This window comes from Amycolatopsis sp. cmx-4-83, assembly GCF_046548815.1.
Taxonomy (GTDB): domain Bacteria; phylum Actinomycetota; class Actinomycetes; order Mycobacteriales; family Pseudonocardiaceae; genus Amycolatopsis; species Amycolatopsis pretoriensis_A.
The window spans coordinates 24,461-44,226 of sequence record NZ_JAEBEF010000020.1 but is presented as its reverse complement, the minus strand read 5'-3'; the positions used below and the strand labels follow the sequence as shown (position 1 = coordinate 44,226).

Here is a 19,766-nt window from a genome sequence, read left to right as displayed (position 1 = left end):
TGCCCGCCACGACCGTGAGTGGCAAGTCGGGTCAGCACCTTACTTGCCACTCACGATCGGCGTCAGGCTTTTGCGACCCCGGCGGTCACCTTCGTGCCGTCGCCGACCGTGCCGGCGAAGCCCTCGCCCACCGGCTCGTAGGCCACCGACGTCGCCAGCACCTCCGCGGCCAGGAACTCCTCGTACGCCCGGGCGGCCTCGACGACGTCGGCCGGGGCGTCGACGGTCAGCGCGATCCGGTCCGCGACGTCGAGCCCGGCGTCGCGGCGGGCCTGCTGCACGACCCGGACCAGGTCGCGGGCCACACCTTCGGCCGCCAGCTCCGGCGTGACCTCGGTGTCGATCAGGACCAGCCCGGACCCGCCGGGCAGCTCGGCCGCCGCGCCGCCGCTCTTGGCGACCAGCCGGCGCTCGAACTCGCCCTCCTGCAGCGCGATCCCGGCCGCGACGACGGTGTCGCCCTGCAGCGACCAGTCGCCCGCCTTGACGGCCTTGATCACCGTCTGGACGTCCTTGCCCAGCCGCGGGCCGGCGGCGCGGGCGTTGACCGCGACCTCGAACCCGCCGTGCGCGGCGACGTCAGTGGTCAGCTCGACCGCCTTGACGTTCACCTCGTCGCGCAGGATGTCCGCGAAGGCCGTCAGAGACTCGGCGTCCTCGGCCGCCACGACCAGCGACGACAGCGGCAGCCGCACGCGCAGCTTGTTCGCCTTGCGCAGCGACAGCGCCGACGACGCCACCTGCCGCACCCGGTCCATCGCGGTGACGAGCGCCGCGTCGGCGGGCAGGTCGAGCGCGTTCGGCCAGTCGGTCAGGTGCACCGAGCGGCCACCGGTCAGGCCGCGCCAGACGACCTCGGTGGTCAGCGGCAGCAGCGGCGCCGTGACCCGCGAAGTCACCTCGAGCACGGTGTGCAGCGTGTCGATCGCGTCCTGGTCGCCGGCCCAGAAGCGGTCCCGCGAGCGGCGCACGTACCAGTTGGTCAGCACCTCCAGGAAGTCCCGCACGGTCTGGCACGCGCCCGCGACGTCGTAGCTGTCCATCGCGAACTCGACGTCGGTGACCAGCTCGTGCGTCTTCGCCAGGACGTACCGGTCGAGCACGTTCGGCGAATCCGTGCGCCACTTGCCTGCCACGCCCTCGGCGTTCGCGTACAGCGCGAGGAAGTAGTACGAGTTCCACAGCGGCAGCACGGCCTGGCGGACGGCGTCGCGGATGCCCTTGTCGGTGACGATCAGGTTGCCGCCGCGCAGGATCGGGCTCGCCATCAGGTACCAGCGCATGGCGTCGGAGCCGTCGCGCTCGAAGACCTCGTTGACGTCCGGGTAGTTGCGCAGCGACTTCGACATCTTCGCGCCGTCGGACCCCAGCACGATGCCGTGCGAGACGCAGGCGCGGAACGCCGGCCGGTCGAACAGCGCCGTCGCGAGCACGTGCAGCAGGTAGAACCAGCCGCGGGTCTGCCCGATGTACTCGACGATGAAGTCGCTCGGGTAGTGGTGCTCGAACCACTCGGCGTTCTCGAACGGGTAGTGCACCTGGGCGTACGGCATCGAGCCGGAGTCGAACCAGACGTCCAGGACGTCCTCGACGCGGCGCATGGTCGACTTGCCGGTCGGGTCGTCCGGGTTCGGCCGGGTCAGCTCGTCGATGTAGGGCCGGTGCAGGTTGTCCAGCCGCACGCCGAAGTCCGCCTCCAGCTCGTCGAGCGAGCCGTAGACGTCGGTGCGCGGGTACGCCGGGTCGTCGGACTGCCACACCGGGATCGGCGTGCCCCAGTAGCGGTTGCGCGAGACCGACCAGTCGCGCGCGTTCTCCAGCCACTTGCCGAACTGGCCGTCCTTGACGTTCTCCGGGTACCAGGTGATCTGCTGGTTCAGCTCGATCATCCGGTCCTTGAACTGCGTCACCGCGACGAACCACGACGAGACCGCGCGGTAGATCAGCGGGTTGCGGCAGCGCCAGCAGTGCGGGTACGGGTGGTCGTAGGTCTCGTGGCGCAGCAGCAGCGCGCCCTGCTCGGCCGCGGAACCCGTGCCGTTCTTCAGGTCGCGGATGATGTTCGGGTTGGCGTCGAACACCTGCTGGCCGGCGTAGTCCGGCACGGTCGCGTCGAACTTGCCCTGCGCGTCGACCGGCGTCACCGGGGTGATGCCGGCGGCGTCGGTGACGACCTTGTCCTCTTCACCGTAGGCGGGCGCGATGTGCACGATCCCGGTGCCGTCTTCGGTCGTGACGTAGTCCGCGGGGAGGACCCGGTGCGCGTTCTCGGTGCCGGTGAAGTACGGGAACGGCGGCGCGTAGCGGGTGCCGAGCAGCTGCTCGCCGGTGTAGCGCGCGACGACCGGCGGCTCTTCGCCGAGTTCCCGCGCGTACGCGGCGACGCGTGCTTCGGCGAGCAGGAACCGCTTGCCGTCGCTCTCGACGACGACGTAGTCGACGTCCGGGTGCACCGCCGTCGCGAGGTTGGACGGCAGCGTCCACGGCGTCGTCGTCCAGATCAGCAGGTAGGTGCCGTCGAGCTCGGTGCCGTTGTCCTGCAGCCGGAAGCCGACGGTGACGGCCGGGTCCTGGCGGGTGGCGTAGACGTCGTCGTCCATCCGCAGCTCGTGGTTGGACAGCGGCGTCTCGTCGCGCCAGCAGTACGGCAGGACGCGGTAGCCCTCGTACACGAGTCCCTTGTCCCACAGGCGTTTGAACGCCCACAGCACCGACTCCATGTAGCTGACGTCGAGGGTCTTGTAGTCGTTGTCGAAGTCGACCCAGCGGGCCTGGCGGGTGACGTAGTCGCGCCACTCGTTCGTGTAGCGCAGGACGGACTCGCGCGAAACCTCGTTGAACTTCGCGATGCCCATCTCGTCGATCTGGGCCTTCTCGGTGATGCCGAGCTGGCGCATGGCCTCGAGTTCGGCGGGCAGGCCGTGGGTGTCCCAGCCGAAGCGGCGCTCGACCTTGCGGCCCTTCATCGTCTGGTAGCGCGGCACCAGGTCCTTGACGTACCCGGTGAGCAGGTGGCCGTAGTGCGGCAGGCCGTTGGCGAAGGGCGGGCCGTCGTAGAAGACGTACTCGTTGTCGCCGCGCTCGCCGGCCGGGCGCGCGTCGATGGTCGCCTGGAACGTCCGGTCCGTCTCCCAGTAGGCGAGGACCTGCTTCTCCAGCTCGGGGAAGGACGGCTGCGACGGGACGCCCGCACCGTCGTTCAGCTGGGCCTGGGGGTACATCCGGGTGCTCCTCGGTTCGTCGCTCTCGTACGGACGACCGGCTCCCGGTCACCCACACGGGGACGAGACGCCTTGCGGCGTTCCGCGGTACCACCCCGCTTGCCCGCTCTCGCGGGCCGCTTCGTTCGACGGCTGTCACGGGCCGCACCCGTCCGGTTCTACTGAGAGCGGTGAAGCTCGGTTCTTCCGGAGGCTCCCCGGTGATGGCCGGATCGGCGCCTTGCTGGTACCAGGTTAACCGCCCCGCGCAACCCGTTGCCACGAGGGGCGCACCGGAAACGAACGCGACCGCCGCGGCGATCCCCCGTTAGCATGACCGCGTGCCGCCGAAGGGTCCGCGGCCGGAACCCACGGGGGAACTTTTCACGGTGAGCCGCACTTTTCAGGTGGATCTTCGCGGGGTCGTCGACCTCCTCAGCCGCCACCTCTACTCGAGCCCGCGCGTGTACGTGCGGGAACTGCTGCAGAACGCCGTCGACGCGGTGACCGCGCGCCGGGCGCGGGAACCCGGTGCGCCCGCGGAGATCGCGGTCGAGGCCGGCGACGGCGTCCTGCGCGTGACCGACACCGGGATCGGCCTGACCGAAGCCCAGGTGCACGAACTGCTCGCGACGATCGGGCGCAGCTCCAAAAGGGACGAACTGGGCTTCCAGCGCCACGAGTTCCTCGGCCAGTTCGGGATCGGGCTGCTGTCGGCGTTCCTCGTCGCCGACGAGGTGCGCGTCGTGACGCGCTCGGCCGGCGGCGGCCCGGCCGTCACGTGGACCGGCCGGTCCGACGGCACGTACGCCATCGGACCGGGCGAACGGGACGCCCCGGGCACCACGGTCACCCTCGCCGCGCGCCCCGGCGCCGAAGAGTGGTTCGTCCCCGGCACGGTCACCGAGCTGGCCACGCTCTACGGCTCGATGCTGCCGTTCGGGATCACCGTCGACGGCCGTCCGGTCACCACCCCCGTGCCGTGGGCCCACGACGACCGCGCGCCCGGGCGGCGGCAGGCCGATCTGGTCGGCTACGCGCAGGACACCCTGGGCTTCACGCCGTTCGACGTCGTCGAGCTGGACGTGCCCGCCGCCGGGCTGACCGGCGTGGCGTACGTGCTGCCGTTCCCGGCCAGCCCGGCCGAGCACGGTGGCCACCGCGTCTACCTCAAGCGGATGCTGCTCGCGGAAAACGCGCCCGGGCTGCTGCCGGACTGGGCGTTCTTCGCCCGCTGCGTCGTCGACGCGGGCGAGCTGCGGCCGACGGCGGGCCGGGAAGCGCTCTACGACGACGGCCAGCTGGAGGCGGCGCGCGAGGCGCTCGGCGACCGGCTGCGCGGCTGGCTCGCCGGGCTGGCGCGGACCGCGCCCGACCGGCTGAACCGGTTCCTCGGGATCCACCACCTCGGCGTCAAGGCCCTCGCCCTGCACGACGACGAGATGCTGCGGCTGGTCGAGCAGTGGTGGCCGCTGGAGACCAACGTCGGCCGGATGACCATGGCCGAGTTCCGCGGCCGCTACGGGCTGCTGCGCTACTGCGCCACCACCGACGAGTTCCAGCAGCTGGCCGGGGTCGCGGCCGCGCAGGACATCGCCGTGATCAACGGCGGCTACACCTACGACAGCGAGCTGGCCGAGCGGCTGCGGGCGCTCGAACCGGACCTGGTGGTGACCCGGCTCGACCCGAGCGACCTCACCACGGCGTTCGCCGAGCTCGACAGCGCCACGGCGCTGGCCACCCGGCCGTTCGTCGCGGCCGCGCAGCGCCACCTCGACCGGCTGGGCTGCGAGGTCGTGCTGCGCGAGTTCCAGCCCTCGAGCCTGCCGGTGCTCTACCTGCTGGACCGGGCCGCCGCGTTCGCCGGCGAGCTGCGGGCCACCAAGGAGCAGGTCGACGAGCTGTGGGCGGGGGTGCTTTCGGCGTTCGAGAAGCCGGCCGACGACCGCCCGCAGCTGGTGCTCAACCACCGCAACCCGCTGGTGCGGCGGATCAGCCTGCTGCGGGACGACACGCTGCGCGGGCTGGCCGTCGAGTCGCTCTACGGGCAGGCCCTGCTCTTCGGCAGGCACCCGATCCGGCCGGCCGACGCCGCGCTGCTGAACCGCTCGTTCCTCGGCCTGCTGGAGCAGGCCGTCCCCGAAGAGGAGACCCGATGACCACCCCCACCGCCGGCGAGCAGGAGGTCTGGGACCGGTTGTGGGCCGCCGAGCGGCTGCCGCGCGGGCGCGCCCAGATCGCCGCGCTCGAAGCCGGGCTCCGGGAAGCCGACGCCCACGGCTCGCCCGAGCTGCGCTTCGGCGCCCGGATCCTGATCACCAGCGCCTACCAGCAGGGCGGCGAGCCGGCGAAGGCGTTCGTGCCGTTCGCGTGGTGCCTGGCGGTGCACGACCGCGGCGAGGCCGACTCGCGCTGGACCCACGACCTGCACTGGTACTTCAAGTTCATGGCCGGGTCGATGGCGACCTTCCCGGAGGTGCCGCTCGACCGCACCCGCGCCGTGCTCGACGACATGGAACGCCGGTACCGCCAGGCCGGGTACTCGATGAACCCGGTGCACCAGTACCGCGCGGTGCTCGCGCGGCACATCGGCGACCGCGAAACGGCCGCCGAGCAGTACCGGCTGTGGTCGGCCGCGCCCCGCGGCCGGATGTCCGACTGCGTCGGCTGCGAACCGAGCGACAAGGTCGCGCACCTGAACTGGCTCGGCCGGTACGCCGAAGCCGCCCAGGTGGCCGAGCCGGTGCTGGGCGGGGAGTTCAGCTGCGTCGAGCAGCCGCAGCACATCCTGACCGAGCTGCTGCTCCCCTACGTCCACATCGGCCGGTACGACGACGCCGTGCAGGCGCACCGCCGCGCGTACCGGGCGATGCGGCACGACCCGGCGCAGCTGCAGTCGATCGCCACGCACCTCGCGTTCTGCGCGCTGACCGGGAACCACGCCCGCGGGCTCGACCTCGTCGAGCGGCACCTCGGCTGGCTCGAGGCGCCGCCGACGCCGTACGCGGAGCAGGAGTTCGCCGCCGCGGCCGCGCTGAACCTGCGGTTGGTGGCCGAGGGCGGCCACGGCGACGCGCCGGTGCGCCGCGCCGGGGGCACGACCACGGTGGCCGAGCTGCGCGACGAGCTGGCCGGGCGCGCGCTGGAAATCGCGGCGCGGTTCGACGCGCGCAACGGCACGGCCGAACAGGGCGAGCGGGTCCGCGCGGTGCTCGCCGCCGAACCGCTCGTCGAGCACCTGCCGCTGTCCGGGACCACCGCACCCGAGCCGGTTCCCGCACCCGCCCGGGTCTGGCCGGAGTCGCCGGCGGAGCTGGCCGACCTCGGCGAGCAGGAGGCCCGGCTGGGCCGCTCGCCCGACGACGTCTGGGCCCGCTTCGACGAGGTGTGCCCGGAACCGTCGGGGACGCTGCGGGCCCGGCGGCTGACCGCGGCGGCGGACGCCGAGCTGCCCGGCGACCTCGAGGCCGCGAGCCGCGGCTTCGCGCGGGCGGCCGGGGTGTTCGAGGAAGCCGGCGACGCCGTCGGGGCGGAAGCCGCGCGGGGCAAGGAAATCCTGTTCGCGGCGCTGGCCGGGGACCGCCCGGGCGCGGGCGAGGAGCTCGAAGCGTCCGCCGCGCGCCTCGCGGCCATCGGCGAGCCCGCCGACCACGCCCGCGCCCTGCTGCGGGTGGCCGTGCTCCACTTCGCGCGGAACGACTTCGACGCCACCACCGACGTCCTCGACCGGGCCGCCGAACCGGTCCGCGCCACCCCCGAGCTCGCCGCGGCGTGGCTGCAGCGCCGGGCCCTGGTGCTGGCGAACCAGGGCGACCTCCCGGGCGCGATCGAGCTGGTCGTGGACGCGGCGGAGCGGTACACGGAGCTGGGTTCGCCCGAACGGGCCGCGAACTCGCGGCTGCTGGGCGTCCAGTTCCGGGCCGGCCTCGGCGACCGGGAGACGGCGTTCGCCGAGACGACGTCGATCGACCCGGGCACGGACCGGTCGGCGTCGGCGCGCTTGCACCAGCTGCGCGGGCACCTGGCCAACGACCTCGGCCGCCCCGAGGACGCCGCCGCCGGCTTCCGGGCCGCCGCCGGCGACTTCACCGCGCTCGGCGCCGACGTGGACGCGGCGGTGGCCCGCGTCGAATTCGCGGCCGCGGCCCTGGACGCCGGCCGTCCGGAAGAGGCGGCCGAAGCGATCGAGGACGCCGAAGCGGTCCTGGAGCGGGCGGGCGCGGACCACGAGCTGGCGCGCGGCCGGTACCTGCTGGCGAAGGCGTGCCAGGAGCTGGACCGCGAGGTCCAGGCGGCGGAGCTGTTCGCCGTGTCCGCCGGGCACTTTGCGGCGATGGGGAACGAGGCCGCGGCGGGGCAGGCGACGGAGTCCCGCGCCGAGGTCCTCGACCGGCTGGACCGCGACGCCGAAGCGGCGGCCGACTTCACCACCGCGGCTTCGTACTTCCACACGGCCGGGCTGCCGGCCGAGGAACTGCGCAACCGCCGTCGCGCGGCGCTGTCGTGGCTGTGGGCCGGCGAACCCGCGAGTGCGGAGGAAGCGCTGGCGGTGGCCGACGCGGTGACGGGCGAAGGACCGCAGTTCGAGTGGGAAAGCGCACTGGCGGCTTACGACGGCGCCCGGCTGCTGGCCAACCTGGAGCGTCCGGCGGAGGCGCTTCCCCGCGCCACGGCGGCGGCGGAAGCCTTGCGGGCCATGGAAGCCGAGGGCCCGGCGGCGGCTGCGGACGTCCTCAGTGGACGGTTGTGGCGCGACCTCGGGAAGGTGGCGGAGGCCCGGGAGGTGCTGACCGCGGCGTTGTCGCGGCTGCCGGAAGAGGCGGCCGGGCAGCGCGCGGACATCGAGGCGCTGCTGGCGGAACTCGAGGGCTGAACCGGTGCGGGGGAAGGGTTCCGCACGCCCGCCAGTGTCACGCCGATCGCCGTCAGCCACAGGGCCGCCGCGATCGCGCCGACCACGTGCAGGCCGTCGAGGAACCCCTCCCCCGGCGTCCCCACCACCGCGCCCAGTACCGCCACCCCGAGGGCGCCGCCCGCCTGGCGGGCCGTGTTGTTGACCCCGCTGGCCACCCCCGCCCGCCCGGGCGGGAGGCCGGACACCGCGGCCGTCACCACCGCCGTCGTCAGCAGGCCCATGCCCGCGCCGAGGCCCAGCAGCGTCGGTAGGAGGGCCGGGTAGCCGCTGTTTTCCCCGAGCAGCACCAGGTTCGCCATCCCGAGCACCCCCAGCGCGAGCCCGGCGACCATCAGCAGCCGCGGCCCGAACCGGGCGGTCAGCCGGCCCGCGATCGGGGCCAGTACCGACAGCGGGCCGAACAACGGCAGCACCTCGAACCCCGTCGTCAGCGGGGACGCGTGCCGCACGCCCTGCAAGTACAGCGTCAGCACCAGGATCGCGCCGATCCCGACGAAGTTCATCGCCGCCGCCACGAAGGTGGCGCTCAGCGTCCGCCTGACGACGTCCAGGGGCAGCATCGGGTCCGGTGACCGGCGCTCCACGGCCACGAACGCCGCCAGCGCGACGGCCGCCACCACCGCGGCCACCGCACTCCCGCCGATCACCGCGTACACCCCGGCGCCGAGAGCGGGCGCGGCGGTGGCGGCACCCGCCGGATCGAGCCGGCCGGGCGCCCGCTCTCCCCGCGGCACGAGCCGCCAGGTGGCGAAGGCCGCCGCGACCACGATCGGGACGTTGAGCCAGAACACCGGCCGCCAGCCCCCCGCCGTCACGACCGCGCCGCCCAGCACCGGGCCCGCCGCCAGCGCGAGCGCGGACACCCCGGCCCAGACACCGAGGGCGCGGGCCCGCTCGGCGCGTCCCGGGTGGGCGTTGGTGATGACGGCGAGCGTGCCGGGCAGCAGCAGCGCCGCGCCCAGCCCCTGGCCGGCGCGGGCGGCGACGAGCTCCGGGGCCGTGGCCGCGAGCCCGCACGCCGCCGACGCCACGCCGAACAGCCCGAACCCGGTCAGGACGATCCGGCGGTGGCCGACGACGTCGCCGAGCGCACCGCCGGTGAGCAGGAACGCGGCCAGGACGACGGTGTAGCCGTCGACCACCCACTGCTGCGCGGCGAGATCCGCGTGCAGGCCGGTGCCCAGGGTGGGCAGGGCGACGTTGACGACCGTGACGTCCAGCTGCACCAGGAACATCCCGGCGCACAGGGTGAACAGGAGCATGCCTCCAGTGCACCGCGCGGACGCTTCCGTCGCGGTGGAAGCGTGCCGGGGGCATCCTGGAGCCGTGGAAGGGGACGCCGACATCGCCCGCACCGCCGCGTTGTTCGCGGACCCGGCGCGGGTCCGGGTGCTGCTCGCGCTCGCCGACGGCCGGGCGCTGGCGGCGTCCGTGCTGGCCGCCGAGGCGCGCCTGTCCGCACCGGGGGTCAGCGCACACCTGGCGAAGCTGCGGGCGGCGGGCCTGGTCGTCGCGGAGAAGTCGGGGCGCCACCGGTTCTACCGGCTGGCCGGGCCGGACCCGGCGGAGCTGCTGGAGACGCTGGCGCGGTTCTCGCCGTCCCAGCCGGTGACGTCGTTGCGCGAGGGCACGCGCGCGGAGGCGTTGCGGACGGCCCGGACGTGCTACGACCACCTGGCCGGCCGGCTCGGGGTCGCGGTGACGTCGGCGTTGCTGGCGCGGGGCGCGTTGGCGGGAGCCCCGGACACGCGACGGCGCGCGGGCGACCGGATTTCGGCTCCGCTGCGCGAACACCCGTACTCCCTCGGCCCGGCGGCGGAGCCGGTGTTCGGTGAGCTGGGCATCGACCTGGCCGCGGCCTCGACCGGACGCCGGCCGCTGCTGAAGTTCTGCCTGGACTGGAGCGAGCAACGCCACCACCTGGCAGGCGCCCTGGGCGCGGCGGTGGCGACGCGGTTCACGGAAGCGGGCTGGGTCCGACGGCGTGCGGAAGCCCATAGAGCGATCCGGCTCACACCGGAAGGGGCGCGGGCGCTGGCGATCCACTTGGGACTGGCCGGTCTGGCGGCTTAGCGGTGGGAACATCAGGGTCGCGCAGCAGGGCCAGGTCCGGGGCTGGCCCTGCCTGGCGGGTTAGCGGTGGGCGGCCACCAAGATCGCGCGGCGCATGCAGGCCCAGTCCCACAGGACGGCCCGACTGGCGGCCTAACGGTGCGCGGCCACCAATCCGGGGCCGGCCCGGCCTGTCGGCTCAGCGGTGGGCGGCCACCAAGATCGCGCAGCGCATGCAGGCCCAGTCCCACAGGACCGGCCAACCTCGCGGCTAACGGTGAGCGGCCACCAAGATCGCGCAGCGCATGCAGGCCCAGGCCCACGAGACCGCCCAACCTCGCGGCCTAACGGTGAGCGGCCACCAAGATCGCACAGCGCATGCAGGCCCAGTCCCACGGGACCGGCCAACCTCGCGGCCTAACGGTGAGCAGCCACCAAGGTGGCGTCCGGGGCGCAGCGGCCGCACGGGGTGAAGCCGAGCTGGCGGGCCTCGCCGATGCCGATCGGGATCAGTTCGCGCCTGCCGAGCCACGGGCAGGCCCTCAAGTGGTAGCGCGGGTGCTCGTCGACGACCACGACCTCGTCCTCGAGGTCCGCCAGGAGCGCGATGTCGGCGGCCGGGGTCTTCTCCTCGTCCGGTTCCGCTTCCTCGTCCTCGGCGGGTTCCTCCGCAGCGACGGGTTCCGGTTCGGGTTCCGGCGAGGGCGTGTCGGCCGGGTCGCCCAGCTCGCCGGCCTTCGGGATCAGCGTCGTCTGCTCCTCGGCCGGCTCGGGTTCCGGCGCCGGCTCGGGTTCCGCTTCGGGCGCGGACTCGGCAGGCTCCGGAGCCGACGCGGCCGAAGCCCGGCGACGGCGGCGCAGCCAGTCGGCCACCAGGAGCAGGCCCGCCAGTACCGACAAGTCGATGGAAACCCACGCCCACAGCGAAGAAGCGGTGATCAGCGCGGTGACGAGCAACCCCAGAGCCGCCAGTACCAGTACCAGCACGATGTAAAGCACGCTGCATTAGAGCACGAACCGGGCAAGATCGGCCTGCGACCCACCCACGTGCCGTACCGGATCGACTCCGAACCGTGGCCTACCCCGCCGGCTCGTGCCGGCGGGGTAGGCCCGGAAGGAAAATCAGCCGGCTTCGGCGCGAGGGCCGAACGAGTAGCCCTGGCCGCCGCTGGACGAGCCGGACGACTGGCCGGAGCCCGACGAAGCCGACGCGGGCGCGGCGGAACCGCGGTCGTCGAGTTCGCGCAGCTGGGACTCGAGGAACCCGCGCAGCCTCGTGCGGTACTCCCGCTCGATCGTGCGCAGCTCTTCGATCTTCTTGCCCAGCCCGCTCTTCTCCGAGTTGAGGCTGTTCATCGTCTCGGTGTACTTGCGCTGCGACTCGCGCTCGAGCGTCGTCGCCTTGTCGCGCGCCTGGCGCTCCAGCGTCTCGGCCCGGGTCCGCGCGTCGTTCAGCATCGTGTCGACGCGCGTGCGCGCCTCGTTGACCATCGAGTCGGACTTCGCCCGAGCGTCCGAGAGCAGCTGCTCGGACTTGGTGCGGGCCTCGGCCAGCATCCCGTCGGACTCGGTCTTCGCCTCGGCGGTCAGCCGGTCGGCCATCTCCTGGGCGAGGCCCAGGACCTTGGCCGCCTGCACGTTCGGCTCCGTGCTGTCGCCGACCATCGAGTGCGCCTGGGTCTGCTCCATGGCGGACTGCGGCGGCGGCACCGGCGCCAGCCGGCGCGACGGCTCTTCACGCATCGGGGGCTGTGCAGATTTGGCACTGTCGAGCTCGCTTCGAGTCGACTCGAGCTCGGAGTCGAGCTGTTCCATCTGCTGGCGCAGCTCGTTGTTGTCTTCGATCAAGCGGGCCAGCTCGGTCTCCACCAGGTCGAGGAACGCGTCCACCTCGTCCTCGTTGTAGCCCCTCTTGCCGATGGGCGGCTTGCTGAACGCAACGTTATGCACGTCAGCGGGGGTCAACGACATCAGATCACCTCACGCACTCCATGGCCTGCAGGGTCCACCCAAGTTTCCCCGATCAACTTGGAGTCGCCAGTTGCATCGCGAAGAACACAACCAACAGCAGCACCATAATCGACAAGTCCAGTCCGACGCCGCCGATCCGGACCATCGGAATGATCCTTCTGAACAACCGGACCGGCGGGTCCGTCACTGTGTAGATGGTCTCGAGCGTCACCGCAACCCCTCCGGCCGGATGCCACTCACGCGCGAACGTCCGGACGAGTTCGACCACGATCCGCGCCGTCAGCAGCAGCCAAAAGGCGAACAGCACGTACCAGACGACCAGCCACACAGCTTCCACATGCCTACTCTAACCAGGCGTCCGGCCATAAGACGCAGTCAAGGGGGGTCGACGCCGCATCGAGTCGACAAAATCACGTCTGCTTGCGCTCAGCGGTCCGCGCGACTTCAGCCCCGCAAAAACAATCCCCCTTCGGCGATCCGCCGACGGTCTTCGGCGGTCACGTCCACATCGGGCGGTGAGAGAAGGAACACCTTGTTGGTGACCTTGTCCATCGACCCGCGGAGCGCGAACGCCAGCCCGGCCGCGAAGTCCACGAGGCGCTTCGCGTCCGCGTTCTCCATCTCGGTGAGGTTCATGATCACCGGGATGCCCTCGCGGTAGTGCTCCCCGATCGCCCGCGCCTCCGCGTAGCTCGTCGGGTGCAGTGTCGTGATCCGGCTCAACGGGTCACGCACCGGCTGGCGCACGACCGGCTCCGTGACCGGCCGGAGCCGTGCCACGGGTTCCGGCTGCCGGTCCATCGCGAGCGCGCCGTGGACGGCCGGCTCCGAGCTGGGCACGGAGCGTGACCTGCTGCGGCTGACGGGCTCGTCGTACGTGTCGTCGACGTCGCGGTACCGTGAGCGGGACGACCGGGGAGCCGGCTCCTCGTAGGAGTCGTACTCGTCGTCGTAACCGCGCCGGTAATCGTCCTCGGCGTCGTAGCCATCGTCGTCAGCGGGCACCATCCCGAAGTAGGCCTTCAGCTTCTGCAGCGCGCTCATGCCTCTCCCTAGCCCTAGCCGCTCCCGCACCAACGATTCTCCACGCCGTCAATGCCCCGCGCGGACGGCCACTAAACGTGACGGCCGTGCGAGCTCCCTACGGCGAGGCTAAACCGCGTCCACCGAGCAACGCGGTTCCGACACGCACAGAGGTTGAGCCGTGCGTGATCGCCTGTTCGAGATCATGGCTCATCCCGGCGGACACCGTTGCGGCATTCGGGTGATCTTTGCGGAGCGCCTCACCCGCGCGAGCGAGGCGTTCGAAGGCGGCGGCGGGGTCGGCGCCGAGCGGCGCGACGGCCATCAGCCCGCGAAGCCGCAGCTCATCCATGTGGGTGACATGCTCGGCGAGCGCACCGAGCTCGCCGAGGGGGCAGCCGCCGCGCGCGGGGTCGTCGTCGAGGCTGGCCTGGAGCAGCACGTCGAGGGGTTCGTCACGTATCTGCGCGTCCCGGGCCGCACGCACCGCCTTCGCGAGCGCGTCGGCGAGCCGCGCCGAATCGAGGGACTGCACTTCGTGCGCCCAGGCGACCACGGATCGTGCCTTGTTGCGCTGCAGCCGGCCGACCATGTGCCAGCGCAGGCGGGCCCCGGGCCGCAGCTCGGCGACTTCGAGCGTTTTCGGCCCGGCGTCCTGGTCGCGGTTCTCGCCGAGGTCGGTGACGCCGAGGTCGGCGAGCAGCGCGGCGTCCGACGCCGGGAAGGTCTTGGTGACGGCGATCAGCTTCACCTCGTCGCGGGCGCGCCCGGCGGCGCGGCAGGCGGCGGCGATCCGCGCTTCGACCTCGGCGAGGTTCCCGGCCAGCTCGGCCTTGCGGTCGGTCACGCTTCGACCCAGGTGATGCCGGCGATCCGCCCGGTCGTCCCGTCGCGGCGGTAGCTGAACAGCGTCTTGTCCTCGTTCGTGCACCGCGGGTCGACGCCGATCTTGCCGACGCCGAGGTCGGCGAGCTGGCGCCAGAGACCGGCGCGCAGGTCGAGGCCGGGCGTGCCCTTGCGGGTCTTGCAGGCGCTGCCGGGGACGTGCTTCTCGACGTCGGCGGCCATTTCCGCGGGGACCTCGTAGCAGTCGCCGCAGATGGCCGGGCCGAGCAGCGCTTCGATCCGGTGCGGCTCGGCGCCCGCTTCGCGCATCGCGGCCACGGCGGCCGGGACGACGCCGACGCGCGTGCCCACGCGGCCCGCGTGCACCGCCGAGACCACGCCGGCCTCGGCGTCGGCCAGCAGGATCGGCACGCAGTCCGCGACCAGCACCACGAGCGCGACGCCCGGGGTCGCGGTCACCAGCGCGTCGGTCGCTTCGGCGGCGCTGGTCTCGGAGCCGTCCACAGTGGTCGCCGTGCGGCCGTGGACCTGCTCCATCCAGGCCAGCTTGTCCTCGGCCAGGCCCAGCTCGGCCGCGAGGCGCTTGCGGTTGGCGTAGACGTCGCCCTCGTCGTCGCCGACGTGGTCCCCCAGGTTGAAAGTGTCGTACGGCGGCCGCGACGCGCCGCCCGCCCTGGTCGTCACCACTCGCCGTACCCGCATGTCCCCATCCTCCCAAACGCCGCGAAGGCCACCTCCAGGAACTACGAGTTCCCCGAGGTGGCCTTCACGGACAGCAGCTGACCTAGCGCCGCATGAACGGCGGGACGTCGACCTCGTCGTCCGACGGGTCGTCGTGGACCGGCATCGCGCGCCCGGGCAGGCTGCCCTGGGTCGAGTTGGAGCCGATCGGCGAGTAGCCGCGCGAGCCGCCGCCGGGCTGCGGGAGACCGCCGGACGGCTGTCCGCCGGTCGCCGACGGCAGCGGCGAGTGCGAGCGCGGCGGCGCCACCGGGTAGCCGGAGCTGCCCGTGGACGGCACCGGGGTGGCCCCCGACGACGGGGCCGGCGGGTTCGACACCTGGCCGGCCGAGGCCGACGCGGTCGTCGACGACTGGCGCGAGCCGGAGCCGAAGGTCGACGGGTCGAGCTTCTTGTGCGTCGGCGCGCCGGCGTCGAACCCGGCCGCGATCACCGTGACGCGGACCTCGTCGCCGAGGGAGTCGTCGATGATCGTGCCGAAGATGATGTTGGCGTCGGGGTGCGCCGACTCCTGCACCAGCGAGGCGGCCTCGTTGATCTCGAACAGGCCCAGGTCCGAACCACCCGCGATCGAAAGCAGCGCGCCGTGCGCACCGTCCATGGAGGCCTCGAGGAGCGGCGAGTTGATCGCCTTCTCGGCCGCCTGGATGGCCCTGCCTTCACCGCGTGCGGACCCTATTCCCATCAACGCCGAGCCCGCGCCGGACATCACGCTCTTGACGTCGGCGAAGTCGAGGTTGATCAGGCCCGGGGTGGTGATCAGGTCGGTGATGCCCTGGACACCGGACAGCAGCACCTCGTCCGCGGAGCGGAACGCGTCCATCAGCGAGACGCCGATGTCGCCGAGCTGCAGGAGCCGGTCGTTCGGGATCACGATGAGGGTGTCGCACTCGTTGCGCAGCGACTGGATGCCGTCCTCGGCCTGCTTGCCGCGGCGCTTGCCCTCGAAGGTGAACGGACGGGTCACGACGCCGATGGTCAGCGCGCCCAGCTTGCGGGCGATCTGCGCCACGACCGGGGCGCCACCGGTGCCGGTGCCACCGCCTTCGCCGGCCGTCACGAACACCATGTCGGCGCCCTTGATGACCTCTTCGATCTCTTCACGGTGGTCTTCGGCGGCCTTCTGGCCGACCTCGGGGGCGGCACCCGCGCCGAGGCCCCGGGTGAGTTCGCGGCCGATGTCGAGCTTGACGTCGGCGTCGGACATGAGCAGTGCCTGGGCGTCGGTGTTCACCGCGATGAACTCGACACCCTTGAGGCCGACCTCGATCATGCGGTTCACGGCGTTCACGCCGCCACCGCCGATGCCGACCACCTTGATCACCGCAAGGTAGTTGTGCGGGGGCGTCATCGAAGTCCGCCTTCCTGATCGTTGTGCCCGTACAGCCCGCCGGCGGGTGATCGAACTCTCAACCTAAACCCCAGATTGAGAGTTATGTCAACTGCCGACGTTAGGCAGGACGGTAGGCACCAGGCACGCTCTAATCCAGTAGGCACGCCGTGTGTCGCAAAGGTGTTTTGCCACAACACGTTCGAGCGCGCAAGAGCGAGGAGCCGCGAGCACCGCTCCGGCCCGGTCTGGTATGGCACCCGGATCAGGCCGGCACGGGCATGCTCATGAGCACGTCGGTGGGCGTCCCGCTGGGCGATCCCCCGGCCTGCTCGAGGCTCACCGCGAGGTGGTCGGCGTTCCCGATGCCCTCGGCCACGACCAGGCCACCGTCGTCGGATGTGGTGAGCACGCCCGCCGAGCGCGGCGCGCCCGCACCGGTGATCAGCCAGGCCTCGTAGACCTTCCCGCCCGCCTGCGCCGGCAGCCCGGCGTCCATCACCATCACGCGGTTCAGCGACTTCGACAGGACGACCGTCACGCCGCCGCCGGTGGGCGCCTCGCCGTGCGCGGTCTTCGCGTCCGGGGCCGCGAGCAGCGCGGCGACCGGCGCGTACCGGTCCTTCGCCTGGTCGAGCTGGGACTGCGCGGACTGCAGCTCCTGCTGCTGGGTCAGCGCGATCCAGCCGAACACGCCGCCCGCGGCGAGCCCGACGACGGCGGCCGCGGCCGCCACGAGGACCGCCCAGCGCGGGGCCCGCGCCGACCGCCGGTGCCGCTCGGGCGAGCCGGGGCGGGTGCGCGGCGGCAGCTGGCGGGTGGCGTGCATGGCGGCCAGGACCCGGTCCTTGAACTCCGGCGGCGGCTCCTCGGCCATCGCCGCGCCCAGCCGCGCCGCGGTCGCGCGCAGCTCGGCGACCTCCTGGGCGCACGACTCGCACTGCTCGAGGTGGCGGGAGAACTCCGCGCGCTCGACGTCCGACACGGCGTCGAGGGCGAAGGCACCGGCCAGGGTGTGCATTTCCGGCGTGCTCAAGCGGTCACCCCCAGGCAGTCCCGCAGGCGGATCAGCCCGTCCCGCAGCCGCGTCTTGATGGTTCCTTGTGGCGTCGACAGCACTTCGGCCACCTCGCGATACGTATAGCCCTGGTAGTAGGCGAGCAGCACGGACTCGCGCTGCAGATCGGTCAGGAAGGACAGGCACTTGCGCACCTGGGAGCGTTCGAGCCGCGCGGTGACGGACTCGGCGACCTCGTCGAAGGGACGGCCGCGGGCGGCTTCGAAGGTCGCCTTCTGCTCGCGTTCGGTGCTGGCCCGGGCGGAGCGGACCCGGTCGACCGCGCGGCGGTGCGCCAGCGTCATCGCCCAGTTCAGCGCGGACCCCTTCTCCGGCGCGTACCGCGTCGCGGTGCGCCACAGCTCGACGAGGACCTCCTGGGCGACCTCTTCGGACTGGGCCGCATCGCGCACGATCCGGCGGACGAGCCCGAAGATGGGGCCCGCGAACTGGTCGTAGAGCAGCTCGAAGGCCCGTTCGTCGCCCTTGGCGACGCGCACCATGAGCTCTTCCGCGGTCGGACCCGCCGGCACTTCGGCGGGCACCGGCGCCAACGGGCGCCGTCGAGCCTGCTCATCCATGCAGCTGTCCTCCGGCGTTCTGCGGGGTGCGCGCGATGACCGGCGCCTTCCGCAGCCACAGTGCGACGCCGTGGCGGCGGATCAGCGCGGACACCCGCTGCGGGAGCAGCGGCCGGGCCAGCACGAGCCGGGCCAGCCACCGCGGGTCCACCGGGCGGCGGACTCCCCGCAGCGTAGCGACCAGCGGCGTGGAACTCCCGCGGCGCAACGCGACCGTGAGGTCGAGCAACGCTTCCGGGTGGGGCAGCCGCATCCGGTACTCGCCGTCCATCTCCTGGAACGGCGAGACGTAGAACTCCTTGGCCGCGCAGGCGAGGCCGGCCTCGTCGGGGCGCAGCAGGTAGGCGTGCCGCCCGCCGTAGGTGTTGTGCACCTCGGCCACGACGCACTCGAGCCGCCCGTCCGGGTCGTGGCACCAGTAGACGCTGATCGGGTTGAAGACGTAGCCGAGCACGCGCGCAGCGGCCAGCATGACGACCCGGCCGCCGCGCAGGTCGACGTCGCGTTCGGCGAGCCACGCGTCGAGCTTCTCCCGGATCCCGCGGGGGTCGCTCGCGACGAAGTGGTCGCGGCGGTCGAAGCGCGCGAACGGCCGCAGCCACCACGGCAGCCGCGGCGGCGCGTCCAGGTCCACCAGCCACAGGTACACGCGGTGGGCGAAGGAGTGCGGCGGGTCGATCCGCCGCACGTGCGCGACCGTGGCGTCGTAGAGCGCGTTCGTCACCAGGTCACCCCGAGGCTTTCGGCGGCGCGGGCCCCCGACGAGCAGCCGTCCTCGTGGAAGCCCCAGCCGTGGTAGGCGCCGGCGTAGGCGAAGACGCCGTCGTTGAGCTCGGGCAGCCGTCGTTGCGCGGCAACGGATTCCGGCGTGTAGACCGGGTGCTCGTACCGCATCCGCGCGACCAGGTGCGCCGCTTCGGGGCCGTCGCCCGGGTTCAGCGTGACGACGTAGCCGGTCGGCTCGTCGAGCCGCATCAGCCGGTTCATGTCGTAGCTGACCTGGACGGCACCGGTCGGCGCGCCGCAGACGGGCGCGCGGTAGTTCCACCCGGCCCGCGCGTCGGCCAGCGACGGCAGCACGCTCGTGTCGGTGTGCAGCCAGGCTTCGTTGGCGGAGTAGCGGAACGGGCCGAGCACCTCGCGCTCGGCGGCGGTCGGGTTGGCCAGCAGGGCCAGCGCCTGGTCGGCGTGCGTGGCGACGACGACCTTGTCGACCCGGTGCGGCGTGTCGGCGTCGTCGCGGATCTCGACGCCGTTCGCGGTCCGCAGCACCGACCGCACCGGCGTCGAGAGGTGGACGGCCGTCAGCTGCTTCGCCGCGCGTTCGACGTATTCGCGGGACCCGCCGGTGACGGTCCGCCAGGACGGCGAGTCCTTGACCGAGAGCATGCCGTGGTTGCGGAGGAACTCGAACAGGTACCGCGCGGGGTACCGGAGGGTGTCGCTGCGGTCGGCGGACCAGACCGTGGACACCAGCGGCAGCATGAAGTGGTCCACGAAGTAGCGCGTGTAGCCGCCGATGGCGAGGAACGCGCCGAGGGTGACGTCCCCCGCGTCCTTCGCCGCCAGCAGCCGCTTCGCGTGCCGGTGGAACCGCTTCACTTCGGCGAGCATCCGCAGGTAGCGGGGCCGGGCGAGGTTGCCGCGCTGGGCGAACAGCCCGGCCAGCCCCTTCGCCCCGGCGTACTGCAGGCCGCAGCCGTCGCAGCGGATGCTCATCGACATCTCGGTGTCGCGGGTCCGGACGCCGAGCTCGGCGAACAGCCGCAGCAGGGTCGGGTAGGTGCGCTCGTTGTGGACGATGAAGCCGGAGTCCACGCCGATCGTGCCGCCGTGCGAGCTCGGCACGTCGTGCGTGTGCGCGTGTCCGCCCAGGCGGTCGTCGGCCTCGAACAGCAAGACCTCGTACTTGCGTTGCAGCAGGTATGCCGCCGTCAGCCCGGCCACCCCGCTGCCGATGACGGCGATGCGTTCTCCCGTGATCTCCACACCGGTACTTCGCCACCGGTGCGGATGTGGATTGGCGGGCGGCGGCACCAATCCACCGCGC

At 72.5% G+C, this 19,766-nt stretch carries 15 protein-coding genes; 2 read left to right on the top strand and 13 right to left on the bottom strand.

The annotated features are described in order from the left end of the window. Positions 1–62 precede the first annotated feature (62 nt). Positions 63–3,221, bottom strand: a complete 3,159-nt coding sequence (ileS, locus tag ACLJQM_RS44090) for an isoleucine--tRNA ligase (protein WP_360781126.1) — start codon at positions 3,219–3,221, stop codon at positions 63–65. Between the two features lie 368 nt (positions 3,222–3,589). On the opposite strand from ileS, the gene ACLJQM_RS44085 reads away from it, so the two are divergent. Continuing rightward, positions 3,590–5,359 (top strand): HSP90 family protein, encoded by a 1,770-nt coding sequence (locus tag ACLJQM_RS44085; protein ID WP_410636172.1) that lies wholly within the window; start codon positions 3,590–3,592, stop codon positions 5,357–5,359. A 2,449-nt stretch (positions 5,360–7,808) separates the two neighbouring features. Here ACLJQM_RS44085 and ACLJQM_RS44080 read toward each other — a convergent pair. Beyond that, positions 7,809–9,377, bottom strand: a complete 1,569-nt coding sequence (locus tag ACLJQM_RS44080) for an MFS transporter (protein WP_410636171.1) — start codon at positions 9,375–9,377, stop codon at positions 7,809–7,811. 64 nt (positions 9,378–9,441) lie between these two features. Between ACLJQM_RS44080 and ACLJQM_RS44075 the strand changes: the two genes are divergently transcribed. After that, positions 9,442–10,188, top strand: coding sequence for an ArsR/SmtB family transcription factor (locus ACLJQM_RS44075; RefSeq protein WP_410636170.1), 747 nt, complete (start codon positions 9,442–9,444; stop codon positions 10,186–10,188). Positions 10,189–10,584: 396 nt separating this feature from the next. Here the strand turns inward: ACLJQM_RS44075 and ACLJQM_RS44070 are convergent, their stop codons facing one another. The 11 genes from ACLJQM_RS44070 to ACLJQM_RS44020 form a co-directional block, all read right to left on the bottom strand. Then, complete coding sequence (locus ACLJQM_RS44070) at positions 10,585–11,166, bottom strand: hypothetical protein (protein ID WP_410636169.1); 582 nt, start codon at positions 11,164–11,166, stop codon at positions 10,585–10,587. 123 nt (positions 11,167–11,289) lie between these two features. Continuing rightward, positions 11,290–12,138, bottom strand: a complete 849-nt coding sequence (locus ACLJQM_RS44065; RefSeq protein WP_247024724.1) for a DivIVA domain-containing protein — start codon at positions 12,136–12,138, stop codon at positions 11,290–11,292. A gap of 52 nt (positions 12,139–12,190) precedes the next feature. Then, positions 12,191–12,466: a YggT family protein gene (locus tag ACLJQM_RS44060; protein ID WP_013224824.1), complete on the bottom strand. Its 276-nt coding sequence runs from the start codon at positions 12,464–12,466 to the stop codon at positions 12,191–12,193. Between the two features lie 116 nt (positions 12,467–12,582). Beyond that, positions 12,583–13,182, bottom strand: a complete 600-nt coding sequence (locus ACLJQM_RS44055) for a cell division protein SepF (RefSeq protein ID WP_360781109.1) — start codon at positions 13,180–13,182, stop codon at positions 12,583–12,585. Between the two features lie 97 nt (positions 13,183–13,279). After that, positions 13,280–14,008: a YggS family pyridoxal phosphate-dependent enzyme gene (locus ACLJQM_RS44050; RefSeq protein WP_247024727.1), complete on the bottom strand. Its 729-nt coding sequence runs from the start codon at positions 14,006–14,008 to the stop codon at positions 13,280–13,282. After that, on the bottom strand, positions 14,005–14,709 hold the full coding sequence (gene pgeF, locus ACLJQM_RS44045; protein ID WP_410636168.1) for a peptidoglycan editing factor PgeF: 705 nt from the start codon (positions 14,707–14,709) through the stop codon (positions 14,005–14,007). Before pgeF ends, ACLJQM_RS44050 begins: the two co-directional genes overlap by 4 nt. 82 nt (positions 14,710–14,791) lie before the next feature. Next, positions 14,792–16,099, bottom strand: coding sequence for a cell division protein FtsZ (gene ftsZ, locus ACLJQM_RS44040; protein WP_360781100.1), 1,308 nt, complete (start codon positions 16,097–16,099; stop codon positions 14,792–14,794). 244 nt (positions 16,100–16,343) lie between these two features. Beyond that, the gene (locus tag ACLJQM_RS44035; RefSeq protein WP_410636253.1) at positions 16,344–17,099 is read right to left on the bottom strand and encodes an anti-sigma factor domain-containing protein; all 756 of its coding nucleotides are present in this window, start codon (positions 17,097–17,099) and stop codon (positions 16,344–16,346) included. Positions 17,100–17,110: 11 nt separating this feature from the next. Continuing rightward, a complete protein-coding gene (gene sigK / locus ACLJQM_RS44030) occupies positions 17,111–17,716 on the bottom strand; it encodes an ECF RNA polymerase sigma factor SigK (protein ID WP_360781097.1) in 606 nt (201 codons plus the stop codon). After that, positions 17,709–18,443 carry a DUF1365 domain-containing protein gene (locus ACLJQM_RS44025; RefSeq protein ID WP_410636252.1) on the bottom strand — a complete coding sequence of 245 codons (735 nt, stop codon included), beginning with the start codon at positions 18,441–18,443 and terminating at the stop codon, positions 17,709–17,711. The genes sigK and ACLJQM_RS44025 overlap by 8 nt, the downstream gene beginning before the upstream one ends. After that, complete coding sequence (locus ACLJQM_RS44020) at positions 18,437–19,705, bottom strand: NAD(P)/FAD-dependent oxidoreductase (protein ID WP_410636167.1); 1,269 nt, start codon at positions 19,703–19,705, stop codon at positions 18,437–18,439. Before ACLJQM_RS44020 ends, ACLJQM_RS44025 begins: the two co-directional genes overlap by 7 nt. Positions 19,706–19,766 lie beyond the last annotated feature (61 nt).